This is a genomic window from Halomonas sp. CSM-2 (assembly GCF_002119345.1).
Classification (GTDB): domain Bacteria; phylum Pseudomonadota; class Gammaproteobacteria; order Pseudomonadales; family Halomonadaceae; genus Vreelandella; species Vreelandella janggokensis.
Window position 1 is genome coordinate 187,077 of the sequence record NZ_NBYR01000001.1, and the last position, 14,491, is coordinate 201,567.

General features: G+C 57.5%; 10 protein-coding genes. All 10 read left to right on the forward strand.

Going from position 1 to position 14,491, the window contains the following annotated elements:
- Window positions 1-296 precede the first annotated feature (296 nt).
- The 10 genes from B7L15_RS00865 to B7L15_RS00910 all read left to right on the forward strand — a co-directional run bounded on the left by B7L15_RS00865 (window position 297) and on the right by B7L15_RS00910 (window position 14,459).
- Complete coding sequence (locus B7L15_RS00865; protein WP_233337273.1) at window positions 297-1,145, forward strand: cyanophycinase; 849 nt, start codon at window positions 297-299, stop codon at window positions 1,143-1,145.
- The gene (gene cphA / locus B7L15_RS00870; RefSeq protein WP_085917162.1) at window positions 1,142-3,778 is read left to right on the forward strand and encodes a cyanophycin synthetase; all 2,637 of its coding nucleotides are present in this window, start codon (window positions 1,142-1,144) and stop codon (window positions 3,776-3,778) included. Before B7L15_RS00865 ends, cphA begins: the two co-directional genes overlap by 4 nt.
- On the forward strand, window positions 3,775-4,974 hold the full coding sequence (gene iadA, locus B7L15_RS00875; RefSeq protein ID WP_085917163.1) for a beta-aspartyl-peptidase: 1,200 nt from the start codon (window positions 3,775-3,777) through the stop codon (window positions 4,972-4,974). The genes cphA and iadA overlap by 4 nt, the downstream gene beginning before the upstream one ends.
- A gap of 163 nt (window positions 4,975-5,137) precedes the next feature.
- Window positions 5,138-6,337, forward strand: coding sequence for an ectoine hydrolase DoeA (gene doeA / locus B7L15_RS00880; RefSeq protein ID WP_085917164.1), 1,200 nt, complete (start codon window positions 5,138-5,140; stop codon window positions 6,335-6,337).
- Between the two features lie 12 nt (window positions 6,338-6,349).
- On the forward strand, window positions 6,350-7,381 hold the full coding sequence (doeB, locus tag B7L15_RS00885) for a N(2)-acetyl-L-2,4-diaminobutanoate deacetylase DoeB (RefSeq protein ID WP_085917165.1): 1,032 nt from the start codon (window positions 6,350-6,352) through the stop codon (window positions 7,379-7,381).
- Window positions 7,382-7,389: 8 nt separating this feature from the next.
- Window positions 7,390-7,860, forward strand: coding sequence for an Lrp/AsnC family transcriptional regulator (locus B7L15_RS00890; RefSeq protein WP_085917166.1), 471 nt, complete (start codon window positions 7,390-7,392; stop codon window positions 7,858-7,860).
- Between the two features lie 186 nt (window positions 7,861-8,046).
- Window positions 8,047-8,925, forward strand: a complete 879-nt coding sequence (locus B7L15_RS00895) for a carbon-nitrogen hydrolase family protein (protein WP_085917167.1) — start codon at window positions 8,047-8,049, stop codon at window positions 8,923-8,925.
- 32 nt (window positions 8,926-8,957) lie between these two features.
- Window positions 8,958-10,580, forward strand: coding sequence for a biotin carboxylase (locus B7L15_RS00900; protein ID WP_233337272.1), 1,623 nt, complete (start codon window positions 8,958-8,960; stop codon window positions 10,578-10,580).
- 14 nt (window positions 10,581-10,594) lie between these two features.
- Window positions 10,595-11,620, forward strand: coding sequence for a C45 family autoproteolytic acyltransferase/hydolase (locus B7L15_RS00905; protein WP_254902820.1), 1,026 nt, complete (start codon window positions 10,595-10,597; stop codon window positions 11,618-11,620).
- A 61-nt stretch (window positions 11,621-11,681) separates the two neighbouring features.
- The gene (locus B7L15_RS00910; protein ID WP_085917168.1) at window positions 11,682-14,459 is read left to right on the forward strand and encodes an aminotransferase class I/II-fold pyridoxal phosphate-dependent enzyme; all 2,778 of its coding nucleotides are present in this window, start codon (window positions 11,682-11,684) and stop codon (window positions 14,457-14,459) included.
- Window positions 14,460-14,491 lie beyond the last annotated feature (32 nt).

The following is a 14,491-nucleotide window of genomic DNA, read 5'->3' on the forward strand; positions in this document are numbered from 1 at the left end:
GGCAATGGGCAGCAGGCGGGGTCGGGGGTATCGGTCTGACCTTAGGGCCAGGCAAGGAGTAGGCGCCTTTTGCAGTATAGCGATTTATGGTGGCGGCGCTTGGCCAATACGTGATGGCGCAGCCATTCAGTATTACCCAAGGAGATTTCACCCAACCAAGGGGCATGATTAATCTGGCTAGCGCAGTTTCCAGCTGGTATAAGTTAAGATCAGGTTAAAACTTACGCGATACGACATTGCCGCTATCGGTAATGATTCAGCGTTCCTCCAAAGCGTCGCTGGGCGACGAAAGGAATATGGCCCATCCCCTTTTTTCGGCAGCCGGCCACCTCGTTGCCATCGGCGGTGCCGAAGATAGAACCTCCGATCTCGAAATCCTCAAGAACGTCTTCGCCCTGACCCCTGAAGGTAACCGGGAGGTCGCGGTTATTGCCACGGCCAGCGGCATACCCAAACAGGTCCTGCCCGAATACGAGGCAGCCTTCTCACGCCTGGGCGCGAGCCAGGTCCATTTGCTGGGAATCCGTGACCGTCGGGAAGCCGCCGATGCTGACACGGTGCGCAGGATAGAGAAGAGCGGCATCATCTTTTTTACCGGTGGTGACCAGCTGCGCTTGACCAATGTTCTGGGGGGCTCGCCGGTTCTGAGAGCCGTACGCAAGCGCCTGCAGGACGGCGCGGTAGTGGCTGGCACGAGCGCTGGCGCGGCGGCCATGCCGAGCACCATGATCTACAATGGTGCTGCCGCCGATGCTCTGCGCAAGGGGGCCGTCAATATGACCTCTGGCCTCGGCTTCGTCGACGGTTTGATCATCGACAGCCACTTCCTCGAGCGCGGCCGATTTACCCGCCTGATGGAAGTCGGCGCCAGCAATCCTGAGCACCTGGGGGTGGGGCTGGGCGAAGATGCCGGGGTCATCATGCATCCCCACGGTATTCTCGAAGCCATCGGGCCGGGGCATGTCATCCTCATCGATAGCCTCGACCTGGCGAGCTCGAACATCGCCGATCTTGATATGGGCAAGCCGGTGGCTGTTGAACACATGATCCTGCATGCACTGGTCAGCGGCCATGGATTTGACGTTGAAGCCCGACGTTATCTCGTTCCCCATGAACTCAGTGCTGCCCTCGCGGAGAGTCGATGAATATTATCGAGCATCGAGCTCTGCGCGGACCGAACTATTACAGTCGTTATCCGGCCATCTTCATGCGCCTGGACATCGGTGAGCTCGAAGAGCGGCCGAGCGACCTGGTTCCCGGCATCGTCGAGCGTCTGACAACGCTGTTACCAACCCTGCAGGAGCATCGCTGCTCGATAGGCCGCCCCGGCGGCTTTTTGGCGCGATTGGAGCGCGGCACCTGGGCGGGTCATGTTGTCGAGCATGTCGCCATCGAGCTGCAGAACCTGATTGGTTTTTCGGTGGGCTACGGCAAGACGGTTGATTCCTACGAAACCGGCATCTACAACGTGGTCTACCGTTACCGGGACGAGGCCTGCGGTCTGGCCGCGGGTGTCGAGTCCGTCGATCTCGTCGAGCGATTGTTTCGCGACGCAGAAATCGATTTGCCCGACATCCTGGAGCGCCTCAGACAGGTGCGCGATGCCCACATGCTTGGTCCCTCCACGGCGGCTATCGTCAATGCCGCCACCCAGCGTGGCATCCCCCATGTCCGGCTGAGCGAGGAAAACAGCTATATCCAGTTTGGTCATGGTCATCGGCAGCAGCGTATTCAGGCCACGGTGACCGGCCGTACGGGGCTTGTTGGCTATGGCATTGCCGACGACAAGGAGTGGACCAAGCAGCTACTCGGTGATGCCGGGATTCCGGTGCCCAAGGGGCAGGTGTGTGGCGCCTTCAACGAGGCGCTCGATATTGCCCGTGGCATCGGTTATCCCGTCGCGGTGAAGCCGGTTGTCGGCAACCATGGCCGCGGGGTGAGTACCAACATCGAGGATGACCAGGCACTGAGTGATGCCTTCGATATTGCCTCCCTGCGTCACCCATCGGTAATCGTCGAGCAGTACATCCGAGGCGAGGATCATCGTCTGTTGGTCATCGATGGCAAGCTTGTGGCTGCTGCGAGGCGTCGCCCGGCGCATGTGGTGGGTGATGGGGTCACCACCCTCCAAGGGTTGGTCGATAAGGAAAATCGCGATCCACGTCGCGGTATCGGCCACGAGAACCTGCTCACCCAGATTCAGCTGGATGACCAGTCGCTAAGACTGATCGGCCAGCAGAACCTGACCCTGCAGAGCGTCATCCCGGCCGGTGATATCGTTTATCTCAAGCCCACCGCGAACCTCAGCACCGGGGGCACGGCCACGGACGTCACCGACGATGTCCACCCGGAGGTGCGTTACGTGGCAGAGCGCATCGCTCGGCTGGTGGGGCTGGATATCATCGGTATCGACCTGCTGGCCGAGACCCTGACACTGCCGTTGGAAGAGCAATCTGCTGCCGTGGTCGAGGTCAATGCCGGCCCCGGCTTTCGTATGCACCTTTCACCCACCCACGGGGAGGGCCGCGACGTGGGTCGTCCGGTCATCGATATGCTGTTCCCTGACAGTGAGGCCACTGGACGCATCCCTATTGCGGCGGTCACCGGCACCAATGGCAAGACCACCACGGTGCGGTTGCTCTCGCACCTGCTGCGCCAGGCGGGACGCAGCGTCGGCATGGCCTGTACCGGGACCATCGAGATCGATAACCATGTGATCATGCGCGGTGACTACAGTGGCCCCCAGGCAGCGGCGATCGTCCTGCGTGAGCCCACGGTCGAGTGCGCTGTGCTGGAAGTCGCACGCGGCGGCATCATGCGCCGTGGTCTGGGTTTCGACGAGTGTGATGTGGGCGTGCTGCTCAATATCGCCAGTGACCACCTGGGTGAGCACGACATTCATACCCTCGATGAACTGGCGCGCTGCAAAACGGTGGTCATCGACGCCGTCCGTCAGGGGGGGACGGCGGTGCTTAATGCCGACGATCTACGGGTGCTGGAAGGTCAGGAGTGGGCCCGAGGCGATATCATCTTCTTCACGCTGGACCCCCATTCCCGCCCCGTCCGTCAGCATGTCCGCGAACAGGGCATCGCTTTTACCGTTCACAACGAGCGTATCGTGATGCGCCAGGGTCACGTTGAAGCCGAGGTGATTCCGGTAGTGGACGTGCCGATCACCTTTGAAGGTCATGCGCGCTTCAATGTGGCCAATGCCCTGGCAGCCAGTGCCGCCGCCTATGCGCTGGGCCTGTCGATCGCCGATATCCAGAGGGGCCTGCAGACCTTCCATCCCACGCCGGGTCAGAACCCCGGGCGTACCAACCTGATCGACGCCGACGGCATGAAGGTGCTGATCGACTATGGCCATAACGTCCCGGCGCTAGAGGCGCTGAGCGAACTGGTCGGCTGCATTCCGGCCCGCCGACGCATCAGCGTGGCAAGCGCCCCCGGCAACCGCCGCGACGAAGACCTGTTCACGCTGGGCACTCTGCTGGCCAGGATGCACGATGTCGTCTTTATCTATGAAACCGATGCCCGCGGCAGAACCCCCGGTGATGCTGCTCGCCTGCTGCGCGAAGGGGCCGAATCAATCCCGGGGGACTGCCATGTCGAGGTCATCATGGAAGAGCAGGAAGCTGTCGACCGGGCCTTTAATGAGGCCGGCGAGGGCGATCTGCTGGTATTGCTGATCGACGATGTCGAGGGCGCCATTGAGCGTATCCGGGGGCGTCGCTTCCAGCCAGCTGCCGCCACGACACCCGACGGTGAGCCGACATGATGCCCGCCAACGCCCAGGACCAACTGCTGACCCTGCTGCGGGTGGGCAGTATCTTCGCACCGGACCCTCTAGAAGCGACCGATATCCTGATTGCCGACGGCCGGATTGCCGCGCTGGGCCGTGATATCGAAATCCCGGTGGGCTGGCCCATCCAGGTGGTGGAGGCACGTCATCTTATCGCCGTGCCCGCCTTTATCGATCAGCACGTCCACGTCACCGGCGGCGGTGGCGAAGGCGGCTGTGGCACCCGCTGTCCGGAAATCACCGCCCACGAAATCGCCTCGATGGGGATTGGCACGGTGGTGGGGGTGCTGGGCACCGACAGCATCAGCCGCTCTCCGGCTGACCTGCTGGCCAAGGTGCGTGGACTCAGGGCCGACGGCATATCGGCCTACATGTACACCGGCGCGTATCGCGTCCCGCCGCCCACGCTGACTGGCGACCTCCAGCGTGATCTGGCCTGGATACCTGAGGTGATAGGCCTAGGCGAAATTGCCATCTCGGACCATCGCTCGAGCCAGCCGCGCCAGGATGAAATCGAACGTATCGTCAGTGATACCCGTGTGGGCGCCATGCTGGCGGGCAAGCGGGGTATCTGCCATTTCCACCTTGGGGACGGTAAGCGGGGCCTGGAACCGCTGCGCAGGTTGCTAACCGAAACCGAAATTCCCGCCGATCAAATCATCCCCACCCATGTCAATCGCCATCCCGCTTTGCTTGAGGAAGCCGCTGCGTACGCGTTAGCCTTCAGTGCCTGTGTCGACGTCACCGCCTTTGAAGAACCCGGCGACGGTCTTTCAGCCTTTGACGCGGTGTCGCGGCTACTCGAGCGCGGTGTTCCCCCCGAGCGCATTACCATGAGCTCCGATTGCAACGGCAGCTTGCCTGAATTCGATACCCAAGGCGCTTACCTGGGCATGAAAGTGGCCCGCAACACGACATTGATTGCGGACTGGCAACGCCTCGTTCGTGACGGTGTACTGCCTATCGAGGCGGCGTTGGGCCTGATTTCAACCAGTGTGGCTCGAGTGCTTGGGTTACATGACATCAAGGGACGAATAGCCATCGGCTTCGATGCCGATGTGGTGCTTCTCGGCAGCGAACTTCAACCGCAACTGACGTTCGTGGCGGGAAAATGTATTTATGACGTGGACCGTGTGAAAAAGAGTGCCGGAGAGTGTTTCAGCACTGATTAGCATGCCGTATGCACATTTTGTAATAAAGGCTTTGACCGGCAACCAAGGGTGAGTGCTAGTATCGGCTCAAGACGACATTGGCGGGCCTACTGTGGCGATGGCCAGGTCGATCCTGTGGCCCAGCGGCGCTGGTTCTTAGTGATCTTTAATGGCGAGTTGCCCGATGACTCAGGTTTCCCTGCCCTTCACTCGTGAAGAGTATGCTAACCGCCTGTGGAAGGTGCGTGCTGAAATGGCCGGTAGAGGCATTGACGTATTGATCGTCAGTGACCCCTCTAACATGGCGTGGCTGACCGGTTACGACGGTTGGTCGTTTTATGTGCATCAGTGCGTTCTGGTGGGTCTTGAGGGCGAGCCGGTGTGGTTTGGTCGCCGCATGGATGCCAATGGCGCATTGCGCACCTGCTGGATTGATCCTGAGAACATCACCTATTACCCGGATTACTACGTCCAGAATCCGGACATGCACCCCATGGAATACCTGGCCCAGTCGATCATGCCCGACCGGGGCTGGCACCTGGGCGTAGTCGGCATGGAAATGGACAACTACTATTTCTCCGCTCAAGCTTACCTGAGCCTTTTGCGTTCATTGCCCCACGCGCGCTTCATGGATGCCAACGCCCTGGTCAACTGGTGTCGGAAGATCAAGTCACCTCAGGAAATTGCCTATATGCGTATTGCCGCCAAGATTGTGGAAGGCATGCATTCGCGTATTCTGGAGGTGATGGAGCCCGGGGTGCCCAAAAGCAAGCTGGTCTCGGAAATTTACCGCGTGGGTATCGAAGGCTGGAAAGACGAAAACGGCAAGGTGTTCGGCGGCGATTATCCTGCCATTGTTCCGATGCTGCCGACGGGTAAAGACGCAGCGGCGCCCCATCTGACCTGGGATGATACGCCGTTTCGTGAAGGCGAAGGCACGTTTTTCGAGATCGCCGGCGTGTTCAAGCGCTACCACGCCCCGATGTCGCGCACGGTCTTTCTGGGCAAGCCGCCGATGGACTTTATCCGTGCGGAGTCGGCGCTGCTGGAAGGCATTGAGAACGGCCTGGCAGTGGCCAAGCCGGGTAATCGTACGGCGGATATTGCCATGGCGCTGGGGGCGGCCATGGATAAATACGGTTTTGACCGCGGCGGCGCTCGCTGCGGTTACTCCATTGGCCTTTCTTACCCGCCCGACTGGGGCGAGCGCACCATGAGTTTGCGTCCCTCGGATGACACTATCCTGGAACCCGGCATGACGTTTCACTTTATGCCCGGCCTGTGGGATGACGACTGGGGACTGGAAATTACCGAAAGCATTTTGATCACCGAAGACGGCTGCGAAACCCTGGCCAATTTTCCGCGCCAGCTGTTTGTTAAGTAAAAGGAAGACACCATGACGATACCCTCCAGCCAACAGCGGCCCAGTCCGATTTCGGCCACCGTGGATTTTGACGCCGACGGCGTGCAGCACGGTTTTTTAAAGCTGCCCATCTCCACCGATGAATCCGCCTGGGGCGCGGTGATGATTCCGGTCACCGTAGTCAAAAACGGTGACGGTCCCACGGCGCTGCTGACCGGTGGTAACCACGGCGACGAGTACGAAGGCATTACCTCGCTGTTGAAGCTGTCTTCAACGCTGAAAGCGGAAGACGTCACCGGGCGGGTGATTATCGTGCCATGCATGAATACCCCGGCTGTCATGGCCGGCAAGCGCACCTCGCCAATGGATAAAGGCAATCTTAATCGCAGCTTCCCGGGTGACCCTAATGGCGGTGTCACCTCTCAAATTGCCGATTACTTCACCCGCGTGCTGGTGCCGATGAGCGATGTGGTACTCGACCTGCACTCCGGCGGCCGCACGCTGGATATCCTGCCGTTTGGCGCCTCTCATGTACTGGACAACAAAGCCCAGCAGCAGGCAGCCCTTGAAGGCGCGAAAGCTTTCGGTGCTCCCTACGCCATGGTGATGTTCGAGCTGGATGCCGAGAAACTTTTCGACACCGCCTGTGAGCGCCAGGGCAAGGTTTTTGTCGCCACAGAGCTTGGGGGCGGCGGCACCTCCACCCCGGAGAGCATCGCCATTACGCAACGCGGCGTGCGCAACTTCCTGATTCACTACGGTCTGGTAGACGGCGAGGTGGAAATGCCCTCGGGCGGGCAGGTGTATCTCGATATGCCCGATGCCAGTTGTTACGTGCAGAGCCAGCACTCTGGCGTGCTGGAGCTGTTGGTCTCGCTGGGTGACGAAGTGACAAAAGGCCAGACACTTGCCTACGTGTACGACATGACCCGCAGCGGCACCGAGCCGGTTGCTTACAGGGCTGAGCGCGACGGTATTCTGATGGCCCGTCGAGCGCCCTCGCTGATCAATATGGGGGACACCCTGGCGGTGATCGCCGATGTTGTTGAGCGCCTGGAGGCGTAACATTCACCGTGATGAAACTTGACCGTTACGATCTGAAAATTCTCGATATCCTCTCCCGCGATGGGCGGATCACCAAGTCGAAGCTGGCCGAAGCGATCAACCTCTCGGTTAGTCCATGCTGGGAGCGGGTAAAGCGCCTGGAAAATGCCGGTATCATTCAAGGTTACAGTGCACGCATTGATACCGACGTGCTGGTGCCGCGCAACCCTGTCTGGGTACAAATCGAGCTCAAGCAGCACAATGCCGACAGCTTTACCCGCTTTGAAGCCCTGGTGATGCAAACCCCGGAAGTCACCGAGTGCGTCGCGGTAGGAGGCGGCGTGGATTACCTCGTCAAGTTCGAGGCGCGCACCATCGATAGCTATCAGCGCCTGATGGACAAGTGGCTGGTCTCGGATGCAGGTATCGAGCGCTACTTTACTTATATTGTGACCAAGACCGTCAAGCAGGAGCCTATCGGCATCGATATTAACGTTTAGTGCTTCAAAAGTTGAAATATTGATATTGCTAGGCACTTGGTCAACGCCAATTCAGCGCTTCGTTGGCTTACTATGAGATAAATGACCTTTATTCACTCACCTAATGGAATATACGCACCTGAATCACCGAGCTATACCGTAAGGCTAAGCTCAAACAACCCGTTCGCCTAACGCAGAGAGAACACGATGTCTTACTTCACCATTGCTGGTGTCCAAATGCATGCCCTGCACCATGGCGATAATACCGAAGCCATGCGTCATCGAGTTGACGCACTCATGACCCGCTTTCCTCAGGTTCAGATGGTGCTGTTCAGTGAGTTAATGCCGATGGGGGCTTCACCCCATCATGCCCAGCCATTGCCCAGTGATACCGAGGCGATGTTTTGTCAACTGGCGTTACAGCATCGCATCTGGTTGATACCTGGTTCCATGTTTGAGCAGGTCGGCGACCATATTTACAACACCTCCGTGGTCATTAATCCCATGGGTCAGGTGGTAGCGCGTTACCGCAAAATGTTCCCGTTCCGTCCCTTTGAAGCCGGTGTGGAAAGCGGCAGCGAATTTGTTGTCTTTGACGTGCCAAACGTCGGGCGCTTTGGCATCTCGATTTGCTACGACATGTGGTTTCCGGAAACGACTCGAACCCTTGCCGCCATGGGCGCTGAGGTCATTCTGCATCCCACCATGACCGATACCATTGATCGGGACCTGGAGCTTTCCATTGCCCGCACCAGCGCGGCGCTCAACCAGTGTTACTTCTTCGATATCAACGGTGTTGGCGCCTTGGGCAACGGCCGCTCAATTGTGGTTGGACCTTCTGGTGATGTCATCCATCAGGCAGGGAGTGGCGAACAAGTAATGCCCATCGAGATTGACCTGAACCGGGTGAGACGCGAACGCGAGAGAGGCCTGCATGGTCTTGGCCAGCCGCTCAAGAGTTTCCGTGACCGGAAGGTGAACTTCTCTATCTATGCAAGCGAAGGCGGCTCTTCACCATTTCTGGATACCTTAGGGCCATTGGTAAAGCCTGCTCGCGCTGACCTTGAGACGCCGCCGGAACATTAATCCCGGCAATGGCCGGCAAAGGGAGACCATCGATGAAATTTCTGTTGGATCTGATGCGTCGGCTATTGCGCCCCGCGCAGAACAATAAGGCCGCTAGCGATGCTATTGAGCCGTCAAGCGCTCCGTCACAGACAACGCTTGATAACACGCGCACTCCTTCCGCCACCCAGGGAGCATCAACCATGAGCAAGATCACCTCCATTGCCGATGTTCGTCGTCACTTTCGCAATAATCAGGAACCGATTTACTTCATATCAGCGACCAACTTCAATCTGTTGGGGATTGGCGACTGGGTGAGCAATTTTCGCCATATCAACTATATAGACTGTTTTGAGGGGCAGCAGCGAAACGTTTTTGTGCCTAAAGAAAAATTCCCGCGCGATTTTGAAGGCATCGAAGATATCAACAACTACCTGCTTGAACACAAGGAAGTGATCGATTTTATTCAGTCGCGATCCAGCGGTGATAACGCCGGTATTGCGTCTTTCCTGATGTTTGATGAGCATACCGAAGAGATCTGCAAGCAACTGGGGCTCAAGATTGCTTTTCCCCCGGCGACGTTACGCCAGCGCATGGATAACAAGATCGAGACGGTGCGCATCGGCAATAAAGCGGGCGTGCCAAGCGTGCCCAATGTACTGGCGAAAGTCGGCAGCTATCAGGAGCTATGTGAGGTCAGTAAAGAGCTCGGCAGCGACCTGGTGGTGCAGACCGCCTTTGGCGACTCGGGGCATACCACCTTTTTCATTGCCAATGAAGAAGACTATTACAAGCACGCCGAAGAGATTGAGGCCGAGCCCGAAGTCAAGATCATGAAGCGGATCAATTGTCGTGGCTCGGCGATAGAAGCCTGCGCCACGCGTTGTGGAACCGTCGTTGGCCCCTTGATGACAGAGCTTGTCGGGTTCAAGACATTGACACCCTACAAGGGCGGCTGGTGCGGCAACGAGATGTTCTCTGGTGCCTTTACCCAGGAAGTACGTGACAAGGCGCGCGACTATACGTTCCAGTTCGGTGAGGCGCTTCGCGAGGAGGGGTATCGCGGCTATTTCGAGCTCGACTTCCTGATCGATATGGATACCGACGACGTCTACCTTGGCGAGCTCAATCCGCGCGTCACCGGCGCCAGTTCACTGACTAACGTGGCGGCGTTCGCTCACTCCGATATCCCGCTGTTCCTTTTCCACTTGCTGGAGTTTTCAGACCTCGACTTCGATCTTGATATCGATGATATCAATGAGCGCTGGGCGCACCCCGAGAGCGTCGATAGCTGGAGTCAGCTGGTGATCAAGCATACCGACGAGAGCGTTGACCTGTTGACTCGGGCCCCAAAGACGGGGGTATGGCGTATCAGTGACGATGGCAGCATCAACTATGACCACTATAGCTACCATCCCCACGCCGCTGAAAACGAGCAGGAAGCCTTCTTTATGCGCATTAGCGGAGCCGGTGATTTCCGCTACGAAGGCGCTGACCTTGGAATTCTGATCACCCGTGGCCGTTTGATGGACGACGATTTCAATCTTAATGAGCGGGCGAAGGCCTGGATCAAAGGCATTCGCGGTGAATATGCTGGTCAAGCGCTGCAAGATCCTGTGGTGGAGGGAGTTGCCGTCAGCCATGCGATTGGCGGTGGCAACTTCAAAATTCTGTGAGTATTGACGGAAAGTTGTCAGCGGGCCGTTCGCCAGGCGTTGAGCTGGACAAGGCGTTGACGTTTCGCACCGTTCATGAAGAGCAGGCGGGACTCAAGTGGCAATCGCTGTTTGATTACCACTGGCCTGCTTATGAACCCTGGTACCTGTCCGAAGGTGAGCGTGAAAGGCCCTCCTATCTGGAGTGCTACAACGCCCTACGTCACTACATGCCGGAGTTGCTGGAAACCTATCGCACCTTGTGCGCACTGACCGGTGGGGGCGACCTGGCGTCGCGGCTGCTCAGTCTGTATCGGCCGCCGCCCTATATCACCGGTTGTTCCCAGGCGGTGTTGGCAAGGCCGTCTTCTACCGTGCTGGCACGCAACTATGATTATCCACCGGAACTGTGCGAGGGCACGATTCTCTACACCCGTTGGAATCAGCGCCGTGTGATCGCCATGTCGGACTGTCTGTGGGGCGTGCTGGATGGGATGAATGATTCGGGGCTTGCCGTTTCCCTGGCCTTCGGTGGGCGCAAGGTGGTGGGGGATGGCTTCGGCGCGCCGATCATTCTGCGCTATATCCTTGAATTCTGCGATACGGTGCCCGAAGCGGCGGCCGTACTCGAGCGGGTGCCCACGCACATGGCTTACAACATTACCGTGACAGACGCCAGTGGGCGCTATGTCACGGCGATGATTGCGCCAGACCGCCGCGCCAATATCCGGCGAGTCGCGGTGGCCACCAATCATCAAAAGAAAATTGAATGGTATGCCCACGCGCTGGCCTCGGAAACGCTGATTCGCGAGCGTCAGCTTTCGATCCTGGTGGACGATGACGAGACCACTAATGAGCGTCTGATCTCGGCTTTTTCCGCTCCTCCTCTATTTCGCCACGACTACCAGCGTGGCCTTGGAACCGTGTATACCTCTGTGTATTACCCCAAGGAAGGGCTTGTTGAGTTTCGTTGGCCCGGCAGGGTGCTGGATTTGAGTTTCGATAAATTTTGCGAAGAACAAATAATCGTGCGTTACGGCTTACGAGGGCTGTACGGCTGATTGAATCGTTGCCGACGCCAATGCGTTGCTAGATAAATACCGACAAAGGATGGGTGTCGTCATGTCAGAGAATAATCCTACCGAAACGTCCTACACCGCCTTGGGTTTTTATCACAAAATCTCCCAATTGCGTGCCGACACCTGGAATGCACTGAAACGTGACCTGGGTATTTTGACAAGGCTTGAGGATGAGGGCCGCGCCAAGAATCTGGTCAAGGCCATTGACGTTAAACTGACTCGCCTGGAAATCATCGAGGATTATCATGCGTTTCCGTCCAAGGAAGATTTTCGCCACCTGTGGACACTCTTCAACCGGGGGGAGTACGCGCTGCTGGACAAAGTCGTAAAGCGACTGGTAAGAGCCTTGATCAGCGAATCCTACCGCCGTCGCCATGTCGATCTCTCCGAGACGGATGCCGGTTCAGAAGACATGGAAGCACTCGATGCGCTCAATCAGCTGCGCCGCGGACACCCTGCTTCCAACAGTTCGGCACAACCTTATTTCGAGCTGTTGATCGTCGACAACCTCTCCAATCAGGAAGAGGAGGTGGTGCGCGAAGCGTTTCACAATATGCGTCGTCCCGAGGATCGTTTTGTCTATGACGTGGTGACGGTAAAGAGCTTCGAGGATGCGTTGATTGCCATCCTGGTCAATCCCAATATTCAGGCCTGCCTGATCCGCTACGAGTTTCCCTACAAGTCAAAGTACAACCTCAGTGCCCTGCGTAATTACCTGGAAGGCCTGTCGGAAAAGGAACTGGAGCATCAAACGGAAGCCGAGCGCAGTATCTTGCTCAGCTCGATGATTCATGAACTGCGTCCTGAGATTGATCAGTTCCTGGTCACCAGTGGCGATGTGGAGGCCACGGCGAGCCGGGACATCCAATATTTCAACCGTATCTTCTACCGTGAAACGGATTATATCGAGCAGCACCACACCATTCTGCGCGCGATCGATAGCCGTTATCGTACCCCCTTCTTTGATGCCTTGCGTGAGTACAGCAAAAAGCCCACAGGGGTGTTTCACGCCATGCCCATTTCCAGGGGTAAGTCGGTGACCCGCTCCCATTGGGCGGGCCACATGATCGACTTCTACGGCATCAATATATTTCTGGCTGAAACGTCGGCGACATCCGGAGGTCTCGACTCTCTGCTACAACCCTTCGGGCCGATTAAAAAGGCGCAAGAGTATGCCGCCCGGGCCTTCGGAGCGCGTCGCAGTTTTTTCGTCACCAATGGCACCTCAACGGCCAACAAGATCGTGGTGCAAGCCCTCATCAAGCCGAGGGACATCGTGCTCATCGATCGTGACTGTCACAAGTCGCACCACTACGGCATGGTGCTGGCCGGGGCGCATGTCAGTTATCTGGATTCCTATCCACTCGACGACTACTCCATGTACGGCGCAGTACCGCTGCGCGACATCAAGAAGACACTGCTTACCTACAAGCGCGCTGGCCAGTTGCACAAGGTCAAGATGCTATTGCTGACCAACTGCACCTTCGATGGCATCGTGTATAACGTACGCCGCGTAATGGAAGAGTGTCTGGCGATCAAGCCTGACCTGGTATTTCTGTGGGACGAAGCCTGGTTCGCTTTCGCTGGCTTCAACCCCACTTATCGGCCGCGTACCGCGATGAACACGGCAAGCACCCTGCGATATCGTTACCGCAGTGAAAGCTATCGTGAAGAATATGCGGCCTGGAAAGCCGAGTTCGACAAGCTCGATCCGGAAGATGATGCGACCTGGCTTGACCAGCGACTGATGCCCGACCCGGATCAGGTACGCATTCGTACCTATGCGACCCATTCGACGCACAAAACGCTGACTTCCTTGCGACAAGGCTCGATGATTCACGTCTGGGATCAGGACTTTCGCCAGAAGGTGGAGGCCTCTTTCCATGAGGCCTACATGACGCATACCTCAACCTCTCCCAATTACCAAATTGTGGCATCGCTGGACGTAGGACGTATGCAGGCGGAAATGGAGGGCTTCGAGCTGGTGCACTCCCAGGTCGAAACGGCGCTGTCCCTCCGCGAACAGCTTTATACTCACCCGTTACTGCAAAAATATTTCCGTGTACTTAAAAATAGCGACATGGTGCCTGAGGCTTATCGTGAGTCGGGTGTCGAGTCCTATTATGACCCGGTGACCGGCTGGAACAAAATGGAGGAAGCCTGGGCACGCGATGAGTTTGTGGTGGACCCTTCCCGCGTGACCATCGCGATCGGCAATACAGGGGTCGATGGCGATACCTTCAAGAACGAATACCTGATGAATAAGTACGGTATTCAGATTAACAAGACATCACGCAATACCGTGCTGTTCATGACCAATATCGGCACGACGCGCGGATCAATTGCCTACCTGTTGGATGTGCTAATGAAGCTGGCTAAGGAGTTCGAGTATCGTCTGGAAGACAGCAGCCGCCCCGAGCGCAAGATCATCGAACAGCAGGTGCATTCCCTGAATCATGATCTGCCCCCGTTGCCTGACTTCAGTCGCTTTCACGATGCCTTTCGTCCGAATGCCGACACGCCCCAGGGCGATATCCGTTGCGCCTACTTCCTTAGTTACGAGGAAGAAAACACCGAATATCTTCGTTTCGATAACGGCAAATTGCAGGCGCAGATGCGTGAGGGACGGGATGTGGTGTCTGCAAGCTTCGTGATCCCCTATCCGCCGGGCTTCCCGGTCTTGGTGCCTGGGCAGGTCATCAGCGAGGAAATTCTCGACTTTCTTCAAGCGCTGGATGTGACCGAGATCCATGGCTACCGGCCGGAGTTAGGGCTGGTGGTATTTACCGAGGAGGCACTGCTGAACCCGGCAGACGGCTGAGCCTTGGTATAGGCACTGATGGAGGAGCGCCG